Origin of the sequence: Exiguobacterium sp. s50, assembly GCF_018618175.1 — a bacterium.
Lineage (GTDB): Bacteria > Bacillota > Bacilli > Exiguobacteriales > Exiguobacteriaceae > Exiguobacterium > Exiguobacterium chiriqhucha.
The window spans coordinates 55445-74181 of sequence record NZ_JACSLP010000005.1; the positions used below are offsets into that span (position 1 = coordinate 55445).

19 protein-coding genes and 1 other annotated feature are annotated in these 18737 nt (G+C 52.2%); of the genes, 10 read left to right on the top strand and 9 right to left on the bottom strand.

The genetic code is table 11. From position 1 onward, the window contains the following. The first annotated feature begins 134 nt into the window (after positions 1-134). Both KNP68_RS08525 and KNP68_RS08530 read left to right on the top strand, forming a co-directional pair. Positions 135-2309, top strand: a complete 2175-nt coding sequence (locus KNP68_RS08525; RefSeq protein WP_021068131.1) for a PAS domain-containing sensor histidine kinase — start codon at positions 135-137, stop codon at positions 2307-2309. Continuing rightward, positions 2306-3376, top strand: coding sequence for an SDR family oxidoreductase (locus KNP68_RS08530; RefSeq protein WP_131471608.1), 1071 nt, complete (start codon positions 2306-2308; stop codon positions 3374-3376). Before KNP68_RS08525 ends, KNP68_RS08530 begins: the two co-directional genes overlap by 4 nt. Positions 3377-3393: 17 nt before the next feature. Here KNP68_RS08530 and KNP68_RS08535 read toward each other — a convergent pair whose 3' ends face one another. Then, on the bottom strand, positions 3394-4773 hold the full coding sequence (locus tag KNP68_RS08535) for a TrkH family potassium uptake protein (protein WP_058765479.1): 1380 nt from the start codon (positions 4771-4773) through the stop codon (positions 3394-3396). A 141-nt stretch (positions 4774-4914) separates the two neighbouring features. On the opposite strand from KNP68_RS08535, the gene KNP68_RS08540 reads away from it, so the two are divergent. From KNP68_RS08540 to KNP68_RS08550, 3 genes are all read left to right on the top strand, one after another. Further along, the gene (locus tag KNP68_RS08540; RefSeq protein WP_233005246.1) at positions 4915-5166 is read left to right on the top strand and encodes a hypothetical protein; all 252 of its coding nucleotides are present in this window, start codon (positions 4915-4917) and stop codon (positions 5164-5166) included. Between the two features lie 87 nt (positions 5167-5253). Then, positions 5254-6036 carry a flagellar motor stator protein MotA gene (motA, locus tag KNP68_RS08545; protein ID WP_021068127.1) on the top strand — a complete coding sequence of 261 codons (783 nt, stop codon included), beginning with the start codon at positions 5254-5256 and terminating at the stop codon, positions 6034-6036. Next, on the top strand, positions 6014-6790 hold the full coding sequence (locus KNP68_RS08550; RefSeq protein ID WP_021068126.1) for a flagellar motor protein MotB: 777 nt from the start codon (positions 6014-6016) through the stop codon (positions 6788-6790). The genes motA and KNP68_RS08550 overlap by 23 nt, the downstream gene beginning before the upstream one ends. A gap of 33 nt (positions 6791-6823) precedes the next feature. On the opposite strand, the gene KNP68_RS08555 is transcribed toward KNP68_RS08550, so the two are convergent. The 4 genes from KNP68_RS08555 to KNP68_RS08570 all read right to left on the bottom strand — a co-directional run bounded on the left by KNP68_RS08555 (position 6824) and on the right by KNP68_RS08570 (position 10743). Next, positions 6824-8248 carry a dihydrolipoyl dehydrogenase family protein gene (locus KNP68_RS08555; RefSeq protein ID WP_058765477.1) on the bottom strand — a complete coding sequence of 475 codons (1425 nt, stop codon included), beginning with the start codon at positions 8246-8248 and terminating at the stop codon, positions 6824-6826. Beyond that, complete coding sequence (locus KNP68_RS08560) at positions 8245-8610, bottom strand: DUF1499 domain-containing protein (RefSeq protein WP_058765475.1); 366 nt, start codon at positions 8608-8610, stop codon at positions 8245-8247. Before KNP68_RS08560 ends, KNP68_RS08555 begins: the two co-directional genes overlap by 4 nt. A gap of 64 nt (positions 8611-8674) precedes the next feature. Continuing rightward, positions 8675-10054, bottom strand: coding sequence for a sensor histidine kinase (locus KNP68_RS08565; protein WP_214756382.1), 1380 nt, complete (start codon positions 10052-10054; stop codon positions 8675-8677). Then, complete coding sequence (locus KNP68_RS08570; protein WP_021068122.1) at positions 10051-10743, bottom strand: response regulator transcription factor; 693 nt, start codon at positions 10741-10743, stop codon at positions 10051-10053. Before KNP68_RS08570 ends, KNP68_RS08565 begins: the two co-directional genes overlap by 4 nt. 125 nt (positions 10744-10868) lie before the next feature. On the opposite strand from KNP68_RS08570, the gene KNP68_RS08575 reads away from it, so the two are divergent. Further along, positions 10869-11690, top strand: a complete 822-nt coding sequence (locus KNP68_RS08575) for a Cof-type HAD-IIB family hydrolase (RefSeq protein ID WP_021068121.1) — start codon at positions 10869-10871, stop codon at positions 11688-11690. A gap of 35 nt (positions 11691-11725) precedes the next feature. Continuing rightward, positions 11726-12715, top strand: coding sequence for an alpha/beta hydrolase (locus tag KNP68_RS08580; RefSeq protein ID WP_021068120.1), 990 nt, complete (start codon positions 11726-11728; stop codon positions 12713-12715). A gap of 40 nt (positions 12716-12755) precedes the next feature. Here the strand turns inward: KNP68_RS08580 and KNP68_RS08585 are convergent, their stop codons facing one another. From KNP68_RS08585 to KNP68_RS08600, 4 genes are all read right to left on the bottom strand, one after another. Continuing rightward, on the bottom strand, positions 12756-14318 hold the full coding sequence (locus KNP68_RS08585; protein ID WP_214756383.1) for an aromatic amino acid hydroxylase: 1563 nt from the start codon (positions 14316-14318) through the stop codon (positions 12756-12758). A 53-nt stretch (positions 14319-14371) separates the two neighbouring features. Next, positions 14372-14568: a binding site (T-box leader), on the bottom strand. A gap of 121 nt (positions 14569-14689) precedes the next feature. Beyond that, positions 14690-15367, bottom strand: a complete 678-nt coding sequence (locus KNP68_RS08590) for a uracil-DNA glycosylase (protein ID WP_214756384.1) — start codon at positions 15365-15367, stop codon at positions 14690-14692. Between the two features lie 81 nt (positions 15368-15448). Continuing rightward, positions 15449-16084: an FMN-dependent NADH-azoreductase gene (locus KNP68_RS08595; protein ID WP_214756385.1), complete on the bottom strand. Its 636-nt coding sequence runs from the start codon at positions 16082-16084 to the stop codon at positions 15449-15451. Positions 16085-16205: 121 nt separating this feature from the next. After that, positions 16206-16637, bottom strand: a complete 432-nt coding sequence (locus KNP68_RS08600; RefSeq protein ID WP_214756386.1) for a MarR family winged helix-turn-helix transcriptional regulator — start codon at positions 16635-16637, stop codon at positions 16206-16208. A 159-nt stretch (positions 16638-16796) separates the two neighbouring features. On the opposite strand from KNP68_RS08600, the gene KNP68_RS08605 reads away from it, so the two are divergent. From KNP68_RS08605 to KNP68_RS08615, 3 genes are all read left to right on the top strand, one after another. After that, positions 16797-17171, top strand: coding sequence for a hypothetical protein (locus tag KNP68_RS08605; protein WP_021068115.1), 375 nt, complete (start codon positions 16797-16799; stop codon positions 17169-17171). Positions 17172-17264: 93 nt separating this feature from the next. Beyond that, complete coding sequence (locus KNP68_RS08610) at positions 17265-18152, top strand: diacylglycerol/lipid kinase family protein (protein ID WP_214756387.1); 888 nt, start codon at positions 17265-17267, stop codon at positions 18150-18152. Positions 18153-18208: 56 nt separating this feature from the next. Next, entirely contained in the window at positions 18209-18733 is a 525-nt protein-coding gene (locus KNP68_RS08615; protein WP_214756388.1) for a GNAT family N-acetyltransferase, read from the top strand. Positions 18734-18737: the final 4 nt, after the last annotated feature.

An 18737-nucleotide genomic window follows, 5' to 3' on the forward strand; every position in this document is an offset into this window, starting at 1 on the left:
TCCCTTCACATCTATCGTCCTCTCTATCTGTTCTTGTCTTCACTTTACCGTTTGGAGGCAGGAAAACAAAGGGGGAGCTGTCGAATGTATTGAAGATGTACCCGTGTGACATACAGAAGGAGGGATCATCGTTAATGGAGAACCGAGGACATCTCCAAAACGAATTGCTGCACGCCTTGCCTTACGGTGTAGCGTTAATCATGACGGACGGGACAATCGTCCAAGCGAACCGGCCGTTTTTAGAGCAATTCCCTGAAGACTTACAAACGAGAACAAACATCTTTCATATGGTCAACCAATCACCGATTACGATGGAGCTATCGAGACGAATGGAGCAAGGCTTGCCTTGGACGTACGAGATGCCGACAATCCGCATCCACGCCATCCCGAACGGTGACGTCTATATCTTATCGATTGAACCTCTCCCGCTCGATACGCGGGTGACCGTCCAACATAACGCGTTCGAAGCGATGATGCACACCGAACTCGACATGGCGATGGTTATGACCGATGCCAATCTGTTAATCAATCGCTTCAATAAAGGAGCGACCGAGCTGTTCGGTTACGAGCCGCATGAAGTACTCTACGAAATGACCCCGTTCGGTCTATTCGAGTCGCGCGAGCTGAGCGAGAAACGGACCCATTATCAAGACGAGACAGAGCGGTTGTTGTCATTCGAACAGATGCTGCGTGTGGCACTAGACCGTGGCGACCGTGAATGGAAGTTTCAACGAAAAGACCGGACTCATTTCGTTGGAAAACTGTTCATGCATCCGGTCTACGAACAAGCTCGCGTCATCGGCTTTTTCTTTTTCGTCTTCGATGTCAGTCCTGAAATCGCCTTGAAAGGCGAGTTGCTGCATAAAGAACAACGGTATCGCATGTTCGCCGAATCGGTCATCGAAGCCGTCCTGTTTCACGAGGGCGGGACCATCTTAGATGCGAACAAGGCGGCCGAATCGATTTTCCGAATCCCGGCCGAACAGATGGTCGGTCGCCAAACGATTGAATTTATCGCCGAAGGCTATCGGGCCGACGTGTTGCGCCGGATCCGGAACCACATCCAGACACCTTACGAGGTCATCGGCCGTCGTGAGGACGGGACGTTCCTCGAGATGGAAGTGTATCCAAAAGAAGTAACGTTCCAAGGCCAGACGCTCCGGGTCGCCGTCATGCGCGACATTAGCGATCGGAAGAAAGTCGAGCGGATGCTCGAGCGGGAGAAGAATGCCATCGCCCGGCAACGAGATATCATCCAATCGATTTTACAGGCCTCCAATGAAGCGTTCGTTTTGACCGAATCGAACGGCAGCGTCCTGTTCATGAACGTGCACGCCCGTCGCCTGCTCGATTTGCCAGGAATCGCCCCGAACAAGATGCAAGAGCGGATCCCGCTCCTGTCGACGTTCCGCACGCGCGACCGCACCGAGATGTTGAAAAAAATCGACTTATTACTCGACGGCTCTGCCCGCGAAGTGTCGATGCGTTTCTCCATCCCGCAACCGAACGACCGGGATGAACAGTATTACGAGATGTACGGAACCGGTATGGATACAAAACGCCAAATCGGAATGGACAGCGGCTTCTTATTCGTGTTCCGCAACCGAACCGAGGAAGAGCGGATGGACCAAATCAAAAACGAACTGGTCAGCACCGTCTCACACGAACTTCGCACCCCGCTCTCGTCACTGTCGGGATATATCGAGCTGATGCTTACCCGCGACTTGAATCCCGAGAAGCGCGAGCGTTACTTAAAGACGATGGCGAAAGAAGCGAAGCGTTTGACCGACCTGTTGAACGATTTTCTCGACATTCAACGCATGGAAGACGGCAATCAAGAGTATAAGAAAGACCATTTCGTCTTGAACGAACTCGTCCGTGACGTCGTCGAACGCTTCCGCGAGACGAGCAACCACTCCATCCATTTCGATGATGCCGATGAAGTGCTCCACCTCATCGCCGATCAGGACCGCATCGAGCAGGTCATCATCAACTTGTTATCGAACGCCATCAAGTATTCGCCGAACCATCACGAAATCGAGGTACGGGTGCGCAAAGAACGAAATCAAGCCCACGTCTCGATTCAAGACTTTGGTATCGGGATTCCGGAGCATGCGTTCGAAGAACTGTTCAAGAAGTTTTATCGAGTCGACAACTCGGATACACGCCAAATCGGCGGGACGGGTCTCGGGCTATCCATCTGTAAGGAAATCATCGAATCGCACGGCGGAAGTATCGAGGTCGAATCGAGCGTTGGCGTTGGCTCGACATTCACGTTCACGTTGGACTTAGCGGAGGAGACACTATGAACCATTACGCTTTCACCGGTTTCCCCGGGTTTTTAGCCGGAAAGATGATCACGCACCTCGCGTCATTGCCGAATCAGATTGGGACGATTTACGCACTCCACCTCCCGACCGAACGTTCCGGCGCACATGCTTTAAAACAGGAGCTGTTGGAAGCGACGTCGTTACGAGATGATCAGCTCGTGCTCGTCGAGGCCGATATCACGCTACCTGAAGTCGTGCTTGATCCAATCATGCGCTCCGTCATCGAGCGTGAAGTGAATTACGTGTTCCATTTGGCAGCCGCTTACGATTTGAACATCCCTTATGATGTCGGATATCGCATCAACTTGCTCGGGACGAAACACATCACCTCATTGGCGAAACGGGCACCCTATTTAAAGCGGTACGTCTACTTCAGCACCGCCTATGTGTCTGGACGCCGTCAAGGGACCGTTTATGAGAACGAGTTATGGCACCGCGTTCGTTTTAAAAACCATTACGAGGCGACGAAGTATGAGGCCGAGGCCATCGTCTCGCGCGAGCTCGGCTCGATGCCGGTGACCATCATCCGTCCGGGCATCGTCATTGGCCATAGCGAGACCGGCGAGACGAAGAAGTTTGACGGGGTCTATTTCGTCTTAAAGTTAATGGACCAACTTCGTCAAGCTGCCCCGCTGCCTTACATTGGACGACAGAATATCGAAGTAAACCTCGTTCCTTATGATTACGTCGTCGAGGCAACCGCTTATCTCGCTCACGCTCCGGTCGGTTTGAAGCGGACGTTTCATTTGACCGACCCGTTTCCACACGGGGCCCGCGAAGTGTACCGTATGATTCACGAAGAGATGTTCGGTCGCCCTCCACGCGGGACCATCCCGCATGCGGTCGCGGAGACCGGATTCTCGGCGCTACATCTGTCGGAACGTTACGGCGTTCCGCGTGAGCTACTCGCCTACTTTAAGCATCAAGTCCATTTCGATTCGACACAGACGCTCCGCGCACTCAGCGGCACTGATATCGTCTGTCCGGATTTAAAGGACTATCTGCCAAAAGTCGTTGCCTATTACGAGACACACAAAAAGCCCTAATTAGGGCTTTTTGTGTGTCATCCGATTAGCAACTTCTCTTTTGGATAGCGAATCTTCCGGTCCATCTGGCGTGCGACCGTGAAGAGGATCGTCAACGAACCGACACGACCGAGTAACATCATGAACATGATAAAACTCTTACCTGCATCGTTCAGTTCCGCCGTGATCCCGAGTGATAACCCGACCGTCCCGAAGGCCGAGACTGTCTCGAACAAGAGTGCTGTCGCCGGAATATGACCGTTCGTCAAGATAGTCAGTGCGGTAATCAATAAGATGAAGAAGAAACTCGTAATAGCCACGATGTACGCTTTTTTAATTTGGAACGCGTCAATCGTCCGCTCGAGGATGACCGTCTCTTTTTTCCCGACGATGAACGCCCACATATCGGCCAAGATGACGGCTACGGTCGTCACTTTAATCCCAGACCCAGTGGAAGCGGCTCCAGCACCGATATACATGAGAATCAAGACGACCCCGATTGAGATCGGCGCCATCGTCGTGAGGTCGATTGTATTGAAGCCTGCGGTCCGTGTCGTCACAGCCTGGAAGAAGGTGACGTGCATCGCTTCTCCGAACGGACGGCCATACAGTCCGCCCTCATTCGATACCCACTCAAACAACATGAGCGAGAACCAGGCAATCCCGTTGACGATGGCAAGCGAGGCAATCATGATTTTCGAATGGAGGGCGAGGCGCTTCCAACGTTTCACCTCGGTCGCATCCGCGATGGTCGTGAAGCCGAGACCCCCAATCATGAGCAGCACAGCAATCGTGATCACAATGGCCGTATTCTGCTCGAACTGCATCAAATTGTCCGGCCATAGGGCGAACCCGGCGTTGTTAAACGCTGAGACCGCGTGGAAAAAGCCATAATACAGCGCCTCACCAAAGCGATACTCACCGGTGCTGTACAGTTCGACCGTCAAAAACAACATGCCGAGAAACTGGACGATGAGCGTCGTGAAGACGATGTTGCGGACGAGACGGACCGTGCCGCCGGGTCCCGACAAGTTGAGTGATTCTTGGAGCAAGATGCGCTGCTTTAAACCGATTTTCTTTCCGAGCACACTAAGCAGCATGAGCGCGACCGTCATAAAACCTAAACCGCCGATTTGAATCAAGGCGACGATGACGAGCTCACCGAACGTATTAAAGGAAGTCCCAATATCAATTGTCGATAATCCGGTCACCGTTCCGGCCGACGTCGCGATAAACAGACAATCAATCCAGGACACGGGCTGTGTCTGTGCGAACGGCATATAGAGTAACGTCGCCCCTAAAAAAATGGCGAGCAAAAAGCCTGTCGCGATAAAACGGGCCGGCTTTTCAAACACGAGCCGGTAAAGCGCCTCAATTCGTTTTATGCGCAATTCCCGTACGGTCAATCGATGTCGCATCTCGCTATCTCCTTCAAATCAAGTTTTCTAAGGCTCATATTACTCCTCACTTATAAAATTGCCAACTAGAAAAATGTATCGCTAACTGTTTGCCAGATTTTTTGGTAATATGAGAGATAGACTTTATGAATGTTGAGGAGGTTGAATGAAACCGTGGACCCTAGTACGGTAGATCATTCGCTAACGGATGTCTCGCGAAGGTTGGAGCGTCAGTCACAATGCATGCCCGCCCATCTTTATTTCCAGCTCGAAGAACTGCTACATTGGTCACTTGATCAAGAAGTTGTGAATCAATTGTACGCATTATTAAAAAAATACGACGTGTTAACCGATATAGAGCGTGAAGAACGAAATATCAGCATCCAAATGCTGATTGACGAAAACGGCGCTTAACCATCGGGAACGCATTTGCGGGAGACGAGTTAAGTCTCTCGCTTTTTTTGTCTCCTGATTTTTTTTAGAAAGGTGGAAAACATAGACATGGATGTCGTCACGTTAGTAGGACTCATACTTGGGTTCCTCACCCTCGTCGGAGGGATGGTATTGAAAGGAGCCGGGATTGCCCCGCTCATCAACCCGGCAGCACTCGTCATTATTTTTGTCGGGACAGCGGCCGCGGTCAGTATCGCCGTTTCCAAAGAACAGCTGCAAAACGTACCGAAGTTGTTCGGAATTCTCTTCAAAAAGCAGGAGTTACCAAGTAAATCCGGGCTGTTGACACAGTTCGTCGACTTGTCGACGCAAGCGCGTAAAGAAGGACTCCTGTCGCTTGAGACAGCGCTCGAACAAGTTGAAGAGCCGTTCTTGAAACAAGGGATGATGATGGTCATCGACGGCCAACCATCCGAATATATCGCCGAGGTCATGTCGCGCGATATCGAGAACATGGAGCAACGCCATAAAGCAAACTCGGACATCTTTACACAAGCCGGCACGTACGCGCCGACACTCGGCGTTCTTGGAGCCGTTATCGGTTTGATTGCGGCCCTAAAAGATTTGTCTGATATCGAAAAGCTCGGTCACGCGATTTCAGCCGCGTTCGTCGCGACGTTGTTCGGGATTTTCACAGGATACGTCCTCTGGTTCCCGTTCGCCAATAAATTAAAGCAGTATTCGAAGAGCGAGGTCATCATCAAAGAGATGATGATTGAAGGGATTCTCTCGATTCAAAGTGGGGAGTCTCCGAAGACGTTAGAAGATAAATTGTCTGTGTATTTGTCTCCAAAGGAGCGAGCCGACTATGAAGCGCAAAAAGAAGCATGATCATGAGGAACATATCCCGGAAGGTTGGTTAATCCCGTACGCCGATTTATTGACGCTCTTACTCGCCCTCTTCATCGTCTTGTTCGCCTCGAGTAACATCGACCAGACGAAGCTCGAGAAAATGTCTCAATCCTTTAACCAAGTGTTCTCTGGCGGGACGAGCGTGTTCCAAGCTTCGACCGCCTCGAACAGTGACATCAGCCGTACGAACAAGACAGATACGACGGCGAATCCTCGGACATATGAGCTCGCCAAACTGGATGAGTTAAAAGAAGAGGTCAATCAATACATCAAAAAGAACGGGCTCGAACAAGAGATTGAAGCGACCATCAACTCGAGCGGTCTCGTTTTGACGATTCAAGACCGAGCCTTGTTCAGTATGGGGGAAGCGACGCTTGACGCCGAGGCTAGAACGGTGGCCGGCTCGATTAGCGGTATCCTGGAAAAAGCCGGTAACCGTGAGATTGTCGTATCGGGTCACACCGATAACATCCCGATCAACACGGCCCGGTTCCCGTCGAACTGGGAACTCAGTTCGGCCCGGGCCACGGCTTTCATGCGCGGTCTGTTGACGAACGATGCTTTGAATCCCGGACAATTCACGCTTGCCAGTTACGGAGAATACAAACCGATTGCGACGAACGACACCGAAGCAGGGCGCTCGAAAAACCGCCGCGTCGAAGTGTTGATTAAACCACTCGTCGATTTATCAGAAGGCTCACCGAAGATGCTCGAAACAATCGTCTTGCCATAAAAAATCCCACTCTGTTGAGAGTGGGATTTTTCGTTATCGGGTCCATTCGAAGTACTTGCGTGACAAATCCGTGAGCGGGCTGTTGAACAAGCGTTTCCGCCAGTAAAGGTCGGCCACTTTTTTCACGGCCTCGCTTCGCGACGGGTACGGATAAATCATGCGGGACAGCTTGCCGATTTTATCGCCTCGTTGCATCGCATAGACGACGATTTGCATCCAATCCCCGGCCGTCATACCGATGGCGTGACCGCCGATGATTTTGCCGTTCTTGCGCGTGATAATTTTGACGAAACCTGTCTCTTGTCGGTCGGCGACGAAACGGTCGACCTCGGACAGTTTCGCTTCAAACACCTCGACATCGTCACCATGACGCTCCCGTGCCTCAGCTTCGGTCATGCCGACGTGGAACACTTCCGGTTCCGTGAACGTGATCCACGGCATCTTCGTGTAGTCGACCTTGTTCCAAAGTCCGAACAAGGCGTTGGCCACGACCGCTTTTCCTTCCTCGCCAGCTGCGTGCGTGAACGGTAACGTCTTAATCGTATCGCCAATCGCAAAGATATGAGGTTGTGACGTGCGGTACGTCGACGTGACGTCGACGAATCCGTCTTTGACGTGGACGTGAGCCCGGTCGAGTCGAAGCTCATCGATTCTCGGTTTCCGTCCTGTCGCCACGAGCAGCTTGTCCGCCTCGTACGTGACCGTTTCGCCATCGATTTCGCCGGTGACGTGAACGCGTCCCTCGACTTCCGAGACTTGATTGATGTTGATGCCGATTTTAAGGCGCATCGCCATCTCGAGCTGCGAACGGAGCAACTTACTGACCGATTCGTCCTCTCGCGGTAAGAACGTGTCCTGAGCCTCGAGCACGGTCACTTGACTACCAAGACGAGCGAACGACTGGGCGAGTTCGAGACCGATCGTCCCGGCCCCGATGACGATGATGCTCTCCGGCAACGTCTCTTCTTCAAACACTTGCTCATTCGTTAAGTATGGCACGTCGTCCAAGCCGTCAATCGGCGGTATCGTCGGTTGCGAGCCGGTCGCGATGACGAATTTCTTCCCAATCAGTAAATCGTCACCGACTTTGAGTTCGTATGGGCTTTGGAACGAGGCCTCGCCGATATACACGTCGACCCCAAGTTTTTCGAAACGTTCCGTCCCGTCATGGTCTTGAATGATGGCACGGGCACGGTCGACGCGTGCTTTCGTCGTCTGGTAATGGTCGCGGCCGTCAAACTCGGCTCCGAGTACTCGGGCAGCTTGCATCATGCTGCTCGCTTCTTTCGAGGCGGCGATCAGCGCTTTCGACGGGACACACCCAACGTGAAGACAGTCTCCACCCAGGTGTTTTTTCTTCTCGACCAAAGCGACTTTCGCCCCTAAATTTGCGGCACCGGCCGCGACCGTCATCCCGGCCGCACCCCCACCAATCACAATCAATTGATAATCCTTCATCTCATCAACCTCCGATAGCGTTCACTCACGTCTTGCATCCGTTTCCGGTTCACTCCAAAGTCAGAGTGACCGAGTCGTGATGCCGAGCGGAATTCAATTTGTCTTGTCTCATCGTCGAATCGAAATTCGACGTCATCTTTAAAGCGCATCAGTTTCGTCGTGACGACATAATGGAGCGTGTCCTCCGTCTCCTTGACGAGCTCGGTCCGAGGCAGTTGCCCCATCACCATCTTGATTGTCTCGATGCTCTCGGCGCGGTCTCGCCCGTACGGGAGCGGCTCCATGCGTAGCGCTTCGATTGTCGTTTCGGTCGAGACGGCGTTCGGACTACCTGACAATGGCTTCAATGATTTCGTTGCCATGAAAAAAACCTCCCTCATTCTACATACAATTACATGTATCCTGAATTCGGAAGGTTTAACCCTTTTAATGCAGTTCGCTCGGGTCGAGCGGCAAGAGAACGGTCACCGTCGTCCCATGACCGATCTCACTTTCGATGACGAGCTTTCCTTCGTGGGCCTCGATTAACTCCTTAGCAATCGCCAGGCCGAGCCCGCTGCTCCCTTTCGTCACTTGCGCCTGATAGAACATTTCAGTGATGCGCTGCAAGTGTTCCCGTGAAATACCAGGTCCCTCGTCAATAATTGAGATGAACGCGACTCGCTCCGATTGCACGAACCTTACCGTCAACGTCCCACCTTCTGGCGAGAAGCGGATGGCGTTCTCGAGCAAGTTTAAAAATACTTGCTTCAGCCGGTTCTCATCGAACAGTCCGATCGACTTTTGCGGATATCGCTCAATGAGCGTAATCTGTTTGTCTTCGAGTGACTGTTTCAATTGAATCGTCACTTTCCGTAACAACGACACGAGATCAAGTTCTTGCCGATACAAGACGAGCCGGCTCTCTTCAATCTTCGTGTAATCGAGCAGCTGCTCGACGAGCCCGATCATCCGCTCCGTCTCCGAATGGATGATGCTCAAACCGAGCTCGGTCTCGTCCGACACTTTCTCGTCCCCGCCTCGAATCGTCTCCGTCCACCCTTTAATCGAAGTGAGCGGCGTCCGCAACTCGTGCGACACGTTGGATAGAAATTCATTTCGCGTCGATTGGTGCTGCTGGACTTTCGCACCTAAATATGTGAGCGTCCGGGCCAGTGCCCCGAGCTCATGTTTTTCATTGGAATAGACTTCAACATCGAAATCACCTTGCGCCATTTCATCGGCCGTCTCAATGATGTCTCGAATCGGTCGCACGAATCGGTCTGCAATCCGAATGACAGCATAGAGCGCGACCAACCAAATCAAGACGCCAATCATGACGACAGCCATCCAAATCTCGCGAATCAACGTGTCAAGGTCGGCGAGCGGCCGCGTGAAGCTGATGGCGAATTCACTCGTCTCTTCCGTGATGATTGGACTCGTCACCGACAAATAGTGATTCCCATCGGCATCGTAGTCTTGGACGACGGACTCGCCTCGAGCGAGATCTTGCAACTGTTCGGTCGAAAAGGCCGCCTGTTGCGCCCGCTGTCCCGTCGTTTTGATGATTTGACCGGTCCGGTCGACAATCGTCAAATCGGTACCGGGATAGCCGAACGTCCGAACGAGCACCGAGAACGCGCTCGGTGTCTCGAATCCGACTTGCGCCTGTGGATACAGATAGGCGCTCTTCGTCGCATGGCTGAGTAGTGTCTCTGATTCATATTCATAGTAATAGCGGTACGTTCCGTACGACAGGACGCTCACGAGCAAGACGAGCACGAGCGTCATGACGAGCATAATCCGAATGACGAGCTGTTGCTTCATCCGTCATGTCTCCGCCACTTGTACCCATGCCCCCATAGCGTCTCGATATAAGCCGGGTGACTCGGGTCGTCTTCAATCTTTTGACGTAGACGACGGATGTTGACGTCGACCGTCTTTCTGTCCCCGAAGTAATTGATGCCCCAGACGGCATCTAACAGCGCGTCACGCGATAAGACGACTTCCTCGTTTTGGACGAGGTGACAAATCAAATCGTATTCGGTCGGGGTCAAATCAATCGCCTGCCCATACTTCGTCACTTGCTTCGCCGCCAAATCGATGGCGAACGGTCCGGACTTCAACCGTTTCTTTTCTTTACGCTTCACTTTCTCGACACGGCGCAGGAGTGCTTGAATCCGTGCCACAAGCTCACCTGGGCTAAACGGCTTGGCGATATAATCGTCCGCCCCTCTGCCGAGCCCTTCAATCTTATCTTCTTCAAGCGTGCGTGCCGTCAGCATGATGATGCCGACGTTCTCATCTAAGTCGCGGATGGCGGCGCATGCCTCGAATCCATCCATCTCAGGCATCATCACGTCGAGCAAGACGACATCGAACGGCTCACGGTCGAACGCTGTGACCGCCTCGCGTCCGTTCGTCGCCTCAAAGACGTCAAATCCGGCTCGTTTTAAATTAACGATGATAAAGCTGCGAATCGCATGCTCATCTTCGGCTACTAATATTCGATTCATATATCCACCTCTTCTGAAGTTCACTACTCTACATTATAGTTACGTTTTTGCGACAAGGTTGTCAATTGACCTCAAATCGTATTAGGATGGAGTCATTAGATTCTGAAGGAGGACTCCTTACCATTATGAGTTACAAGATGATTGTTTTAGATATGGACGATACGCTCCTCACGAGCGACCATACAATTTCCGCCAAGACGAAAGCAGCCTTGCTAGATGTACAAGAACGCGGACATAAAGTCGTGCTCGCGAGCGGTCGCCCGACATACGCGATGTGGGATGCCGCCCGTGAACTCGAACTTGCCAAATATGGTAGCTATATTCTCTCATTCAACGGTGCCTCAATCATCAATTGTGAGACGAATGAAGAAATCTTCTCGAGTACGTTGCTTCCGGAGACGGTCGCCCATCTCCATGATATCAGTGTCCGGGAAGAAATCGCGATTCATACGTACATCGGTAACGAAATCGTAACCGATCAACCGAACCCGTATACTGATATCGAAGGTGAATTGACGGGGATGCCGGTCATCCATGTCGCCGACTTCAAAGAAGCGGTCACGACGCCTGTCGTCAAATGTCTCATGCTCGGTGACGGCGACACGCTCGCTCCAATCGAAACGAAACTGCAAGTCGAACTCGAAGGAAAACTTGCGGTCGCACGTTCGAAGCCGTTTTTCCTTGAGTTCACGGAAGCGGGTGTGACGAAAGGGACGAGCCTTGCTTTCCTCGCCGAACACGTCGGAATCGAACAGGCCCACGTCATCGCTTGTGGTGACGGGAACAACGACCTTACGATGATTGAATGGGCCGGCCTCGGTGTCGCCATGGGCAATGCCAACACGACAGTCAAAGGCAAAGCCGACTTCATCACGAAATCAAACAACGAAGACGGGATTGCCCACGTCATTGAGACGTTCATGGGAACGGTCCTCGTCGATCGGTAAGTGAACAAACTGGATTGAACCAAGGAGGAATTACGATGAATAAAGGATTGAAACGAGCAGGACTTGGACTGGTCGGTACGGCTGTCGCCGGTGCCGCCTATGTATTTTTGTCCCCGAAACCGACCTCACGTCTCGTTAAGACCTCATTTGCCGGCGGGAACGAAGTGGCCATCAAAGGGTTTGATGAAGTCGTTCAAAAAACATCGGTCCGGAAAGATATCGACTATCATTCAGCCTATGAGAACGGGACGTTCGACTTGATTCGCTATGAAGGCGAGAAACAAATTGTTCCGACCATCTTTTGGGTGCACGGCGGTTCGTTCGTCGGTGGCGACAAGGCCGACGTCTTCAAATATGCGACGTCAATCGCGAGCAACGGCTATAACGTCGTTAGCGTCAACTACGCGCTTGCCCCTGATGTCACGTATCCCGTCCCGCTCCAGCAGCTTGAAGAAGCCTACACGTATATCGCGGAAAACAATGACCGCTTCCGTCTCGACCTCGACCGCGTCTTTTTTGCGGGCGATTCGAACGGTGCCCAACTCGTCGCTCAGTTCGTCGGTATTCAATTGAACGACGACTACGCACCATCGGCTGAAGTGAATCAAGTCGTTCCGAAAACGTCGATTCTCGGCACGATTCTCATGTCAGGTCCTTATGACTTGAAACGAAGCATCATCGAGTCATCGAAGGCGGTCAACCGTTTCTTGTTCAAACGGATCGGTTGGGCTTACTTCGGAACGTACAATTGGGAAGACTTGCCGGTCGTCGCGGAAGCGTCGCCGCTCGTGAATATCCCGGCCACGTTCGTTCCGACGTTTATCACCGATGGCAACACCGGTTCGTTCGAAACGCAAGCGAAAGAATTTGCGACGATCCTCTCAGGTCGTGCGGACGTCACGAGCGTCTTTTATGACCGGAACGAGCACACACTCGGCCACGACTACCATTTTGAGATGGATAAGCCGGCAGCCAGTGCAACGTATCGCCGTTTAATCACGTTCTTGCGTGAAACGACGCGTTAACAAATAATCCCCGCCCATCATTGGGCGGGGATTATTTTTGTCAGTTGAGCAATGCGAGCGCGCGGCCAATCAACTCATGCCGCGACGGTGACGTCTCACGTAACGCGTGCAACCGTTCCGTCAACGCCTGTCGAAGCGCATCAGACTCGACGAGCTCCAAACATTCGATGTGGAGCAACCAAGCATCGGGATGATCGGTAAGAATCGTCGGCACGAGCTCATCAATCGACTCGCCTTGCTCCCGCATATTGCGGACCTGATTGAACATCGGGTCATCGTTCGTCCATACTCGGGCGTCACGTTCGATCTGGACCGGCTTCTCCAAGATGACGAGTTCTTCAATCTCGGTACCCGGGAAAATCGACGGCAGCGTATCTTGTCTCACTTCGAGTGTCTCCAGTTTAATCTGTCGTCCTTCGATGGTGACAACGACGTCTTCGAGATGCAACGCCTCTGTCGTCTCGCTGACGACTTGACCGTCTAACCGAATGTCCGCTGTCGCCAACACGTCTTGAAGCGGTCCATCGAGCACGAGCAGGCCATGATTATGCAAGTTCGTCAATTGACCGTGATTGACGTTCACACAGTCGTCCCATTGGATGAGGGCACGTGCCCCAGAGCGTGTCACGTGACGAATCACACCGACGCGATCCGTCCCGTCTTCTAGTCGGATGGTCGATTGACTGCCCGACGCGAGCGCCTTCTCGAGCGAAGCGATCCCACCTTGGTTGACCGCCATCCGTGACTCGAGTTCGTCTAGCGCGTCCTTCAACGCTTCAAAGTCTGGAATGACGAATAACTCGCGTTGCATATTCGTCACGTCTTGTTTCGTCTCAAGGGCGTGCTCCAAATTGAATGGATGCTTCGTGACGGCGTCTGTCAAACAGTGACGGCTCTCTCCGACCGAAGATAACAGGCCTGCCCCGTAGATGAGCGGATTGTCTACATCACCGATGAGGCCAAACTCGACCGTCCACCAAAAGATGCGGGCGACTTGTTGTGCTTCAGAGAAGCCGGTCACTTGGGCTTTGGCCGCATGAACTGCCGCTTCCGCGGCTGCAATCTCCTCGTCCGTCGAGTTCGCATTCTCCTTCACGACGGTCAATCGTTTAAGTGCTGCGAACGAGGCATGTTCTTCTCGATTCATGAATGCCCTCGCCCCGAGCTGACCGAACCGCTTCACAATCTGTGAAAATTCAGGATCCATCAACATTGGTGCATGGCCGGCCGCCTCGTGGATGATATCCGGTGCCGGACTGTACAAAATATTCTCGACTTTTCGGATATCGGTCGCGACCGGCAACATCCCGTTGCCTTGGAAATCAAAGAAAGCGACGCCTGGAATGAGACCATCGACTGCGACCGTCGACCAACCGGCCGACCGCATCTCTTCGGTCATCTGTTCGACGTTCGGGAGACGCTCCGGTCCCATCCCCGTCTTTTTCAACCCTTCGATGTAGAACGGGTGGGCCTTCCCTTCAAGCGTGTGCAAGTTCAGTCGTAAGACGAAGCGCCAGACAGCATGATCGGTCGGCGTGTACTCGTCGTAGAACTGTGGCGAAATATGAGGGGCCAAATGGCGTGGAATGATTTGTGTGAGCATGATGTTTCCTCCTTTAGTTGACTGAACGTAAAAAAATCCCTATCGATTCACTCGATAGGGACGACGATGCCGCGGTACCACCCTGATTACTAGACGGACGTCTAGTCACTCTACTCCGATAACGGGGGACCGCTCAACACGTGAGAGCTCGCGAACTGTAATTCGATTCATCCTATGGGCGTGTTCACAGCACCACACGCTCTCTGGGCCAGGGAAGATGTCTCTACTTCGGTTCGATCATCGCTTTTATACTGTTATACAGTTATGCTTCTATGCACATACGCTTTTAAGTGGTAAAGCATCTTGTTGCTAGTAATAATAACAGACCGTTTTTGCGACGTCAACAAAAAACAGTCCGCATATGCGAACTGTCATAAACACCAATCAATTTCAGGTTGGCCCCACGCCTTCAGCTTGACGTTCACTTGTGAGAACGGCTTCGACCCGAAGAAACCGCGATGGGACGAGAGTGGGCTCGGGTGGACCGACGTCAAGACGACGTGTTGCGGACCGATCCATTTCTGTTTCTTCTTCGCATCGTTGCCCCATAGGATGAAGACGATCGGCTCTTCCCGCTCTCCGAGTCTTTCGATGATAGAGTCGGTGAACTGCTCCCATCCCTGTCCCCGATGTGAACCGGCTTTGCCTGCTTCGACCGTGAGCGCGGTGTTGAGCAGCAACACGCCTTGCCGTGCCCACTTCTCTAAATTCCCGCTGGTCGGTACCGGACAGCCGATATCGTCATGCAGTTCTTGAAAGATATTCCGCAATGACGGCGGGAAGCGGACACCGTCTTGGACCGAGAAGCTGAGTCCATGCGCTTGGTTTGGTCCATGGTAGGGATCTTGTCCGAGAATGACGCATTTGACGTCCTTAAACTTCGTGTAGACGAACGCATTCCAAATGTCGTCTCGGGCCGGATATACGGTCGATGTCGCATACGCCTCATCGACGAACGCTTTCAAGTCAGTAAAATAAGGCTCGGTCATCTCGGATGCAATGATGTCGCTCCAATCCCCGAGCAGGCGATCTGATAACTGTTCTCCCATGTCACTCTCCCCTTTCCGTCTTATCATACCCGAATCAATGGCACACAAAAAGGCGAGCCCGCTTGGACTCGCCCTTGAAGATTATACAGTGACTGCGCCTGCGACTTCTTTCGCAAGTGTTTCAGCTTTCGCTTTCGCATCAGCAACGATTTCTTCGATTTTGTCTGGGTATTGGTTCATGCCTTCAACCGGAAGTGTCGTCACTTCTGTCACGCCTACGAATGCGAGTGCTTGACGAAGGTATGCGTCTGCGAAGTTGAGGTCTGTACCTGTGTAGATTCCACCCGTACCTTGGATGTGAATCGCTTGTTTGTTCTCGAGGAGGCCAACTGGACCTTGTTCTGTGTAACGGAACGTCTTACCAGCAGTCAATACGCTGTCGAGGAACATTTTCATGCGAGCTGGGAAGAAGAAGTTCCACATTGGTGTCGCGAACACGTAAATGTCAGCTTCCATGAACTTCTCGAGCATGCCGCTCATCGTCGCTACTTTAGCCGCTTCGACATCAGTGAGTGCTTCGCCTGAAGCGAATTTGCCCCATGCGCTGAGGACGTCGCCGTCGATTTCTTGAACATCGACATCGTAAAGTTCGATCGCTTCGACTTCAAGTGCCGGGTTCTCGTTCGTGAGTGTCGTCATGAACGTTTCTGCGACTTGTTTGCTGTATGACAATTCAGTTGGTTTCGGGTTAGCCGATACGTATAATACCTTTTTCATAAATGGTTTCCTCCATAAGCGTAATCTCTATTTTTGTAACAACAGTTAGAACTATATCATCTGTATATCTCACAGTCAATTAGTTTAACTTCAAGATAAATGATAAAAAAACAGGCAGGCGTCATTTGCCTGCCGCGTTATAACCGACTCGTTTCAATAAATCGATTAACTGTTCCGTCTCTTGGTCGCTAAGTGGACCGTAGATGTCTTTAAAAATCTCGATATGCTCTGGATAGACGACATCCATCAAGTGCTTGCCTTCCTCTGTCAACGAGGCGTATGTGACGCGCCGGTCAGACGGGCAAGCCACACGCTCAATCAAGCCACGTTTTTCAAGTTTATCGATCACGTATGTGACACTGCCGCTCGTAATCAAAATTTGGTCCCCGATTTGCTGGAGCGGGGTATCCCCTCGTTTATACAAGACCGATAAAACACCGAACTCTGTTGAATTCAATTGGTGGCGTCGTAAATCGTCCTTCACACGGTCACTGATCGCGTCCATCGCTCGTGCCAAGACGATCCATGCCTTCAATTCGAGTGATTCAATCATGTCGGTTTCACCTCAATTCGTTCATCATTTACCTTTAGTATAGCAGGACATGAGCAGTATACGGTGGGAAAAACGCTTCGTCAAGAAACTTCTTCGTTGTCGCCCCTGTCTGAAACGTATAGAATGGAATTATTGCGATTTTTAGAAAGGGTGGACGGTATGCGTGAGTATTACGAGATATCATTGACGATTAAACAAGCCTATTTGAGTACGGTCATCGAGTTGTTGAACCGGGAAGGGATCGCCCCAGACTATGCGCTCGAAAAAGAAGGCGCGGTCTTTTTACTATTCAACCACTTGCCATGGCCGAACGTCACGCGCGAACCCCATGCGGTCGAACGCTTTTTATTGACGTTGTCGCGTGAGGACTATTTGTTCGTCAAAACGAAACGTAAGTCCCCCGTCCCGGACCATGAGCCGGTCGCCTGCATGGGTGCATTCGACTCGCCGTTCCATGAACATTTGAAGATTGAACTCGCCGTCGACGAATCAGATGCAAGCCACCTCGATATGTCGGCATTCCGCCATTATTAAACAACACGTCTGTGTTGTTTTTTTTATGACTAGTCTCGCCACAGGACGGGAATAGATGACAATATCTGAATGTGAAAAGGGGAATGTGCTTTGATGGATACAGTCATGTTAATCGTCAACCCGTCGTCCGGGAAAGAGTTAGGGAAAGAACACGCCGCGGCCGCGGAGGAAGTCTTGCGAGAGCGTTACGGCAACGTCGATGTCCGGTTCACGGAGAAAGCAGACGATGCCACACATTTTGCGAAAGAAGCGGCATCGAAACAATATAAAGCTGTCATCGCGATGGGTGGCGACGGGACGCTGAACGAGGCCGTAACGGGGCTCGCCGAAGCGGATCATCGTCCTGATTTCGGCATCATCCCGCTCGGTACCGTCAACGATCTCGCACGCGCGCTCGGCGTCCCGAGCGACCCCGCAAATGCCATCGAGGCACTCAAGACGGCGCAACCGACACCGATGGATATCGGCAAATACGAGAATGGCTACTTCATGAACGTCATCGCGATCGGCCTCATCGCCGAGGCTGTCGACGAGGTCAGTGTCGAGGAGAAAACAAAATGGGGCCCGTTCGCCTACTTGATTGAAGGAATCAAAGCGTTCCGTGAGCATAGTCCATACGCCTTGTCGGTCCAAGCCGAAGAGCACACGTTCGATGGAGACGCCTATTTGGTCGTCATCGCCCTCACGAACTCGGTCGGCGGGTTTGAAAACTTTGAACCGGACGCCGAACTGAACGACGGGTTACTTCACGTCTATCTGTTTGAGAACCTCGGCTTTAAAGACGCCATCCAACTCGCACCGGCCCTCTTCACCGGCAAGTTGAAAGAGACGGACAGCGTCACGTCGTTCACGACGAAACGGGTCCATGTCGACTCGCCAGAATCACTTCCGATCAATGCCGACGGAGATACGGGCGGTAAACTCCCGCTCACGTTCGAAGTGCTTCCGAGCCACCTCAACGTCTTGAAGCCGATTCAGTAAAAAGGGGACTTTTCAGTTCGAGGGCAAAGAAGAATGCCTGAAAGGAGGGGAACTCGATGCCCATCTCGCTCGTCCCATTGCGAGAAGCGTCCGACGCCATCGTCGCGACGTTCAATCGTTGGAATAACGATCCCGCCATCGTCCATTTGATTCGTCCGGCCCGATCCGAAGCCGAACTCGTCGCGGAACACCAAATGACGGTCGCAGACTTGACGGAACGTCTGGACACGCACGATATTTTCTTGATTTACGACGATGATCGGCTCATCGGCGAGGTGAACTTCATCTATGACGCCCCGCACTTGTATGACAAAGAACGCGGCAGCGCTTGGCTTGGTCTGGTCATCGGTGAACAGACAGGTCGCGGGAAAGGCGTCGGCACCGCAGCCCTCACGTTACTGGCAGATCGACTTCGTGCCCAAGGTGTGCCACGCATCGAGCTCGGTGTGTTCGGATTCAATGAAGCGGCGCATCGCCTCTATCAAAAGCTCGGTTATCACGAAATTGCCCGTATCGAAGCGTTCACGTACTGGGACGGTCAATTTTGGCCGGATATCCGGATGGAAAAACGATTGGATTGAATAA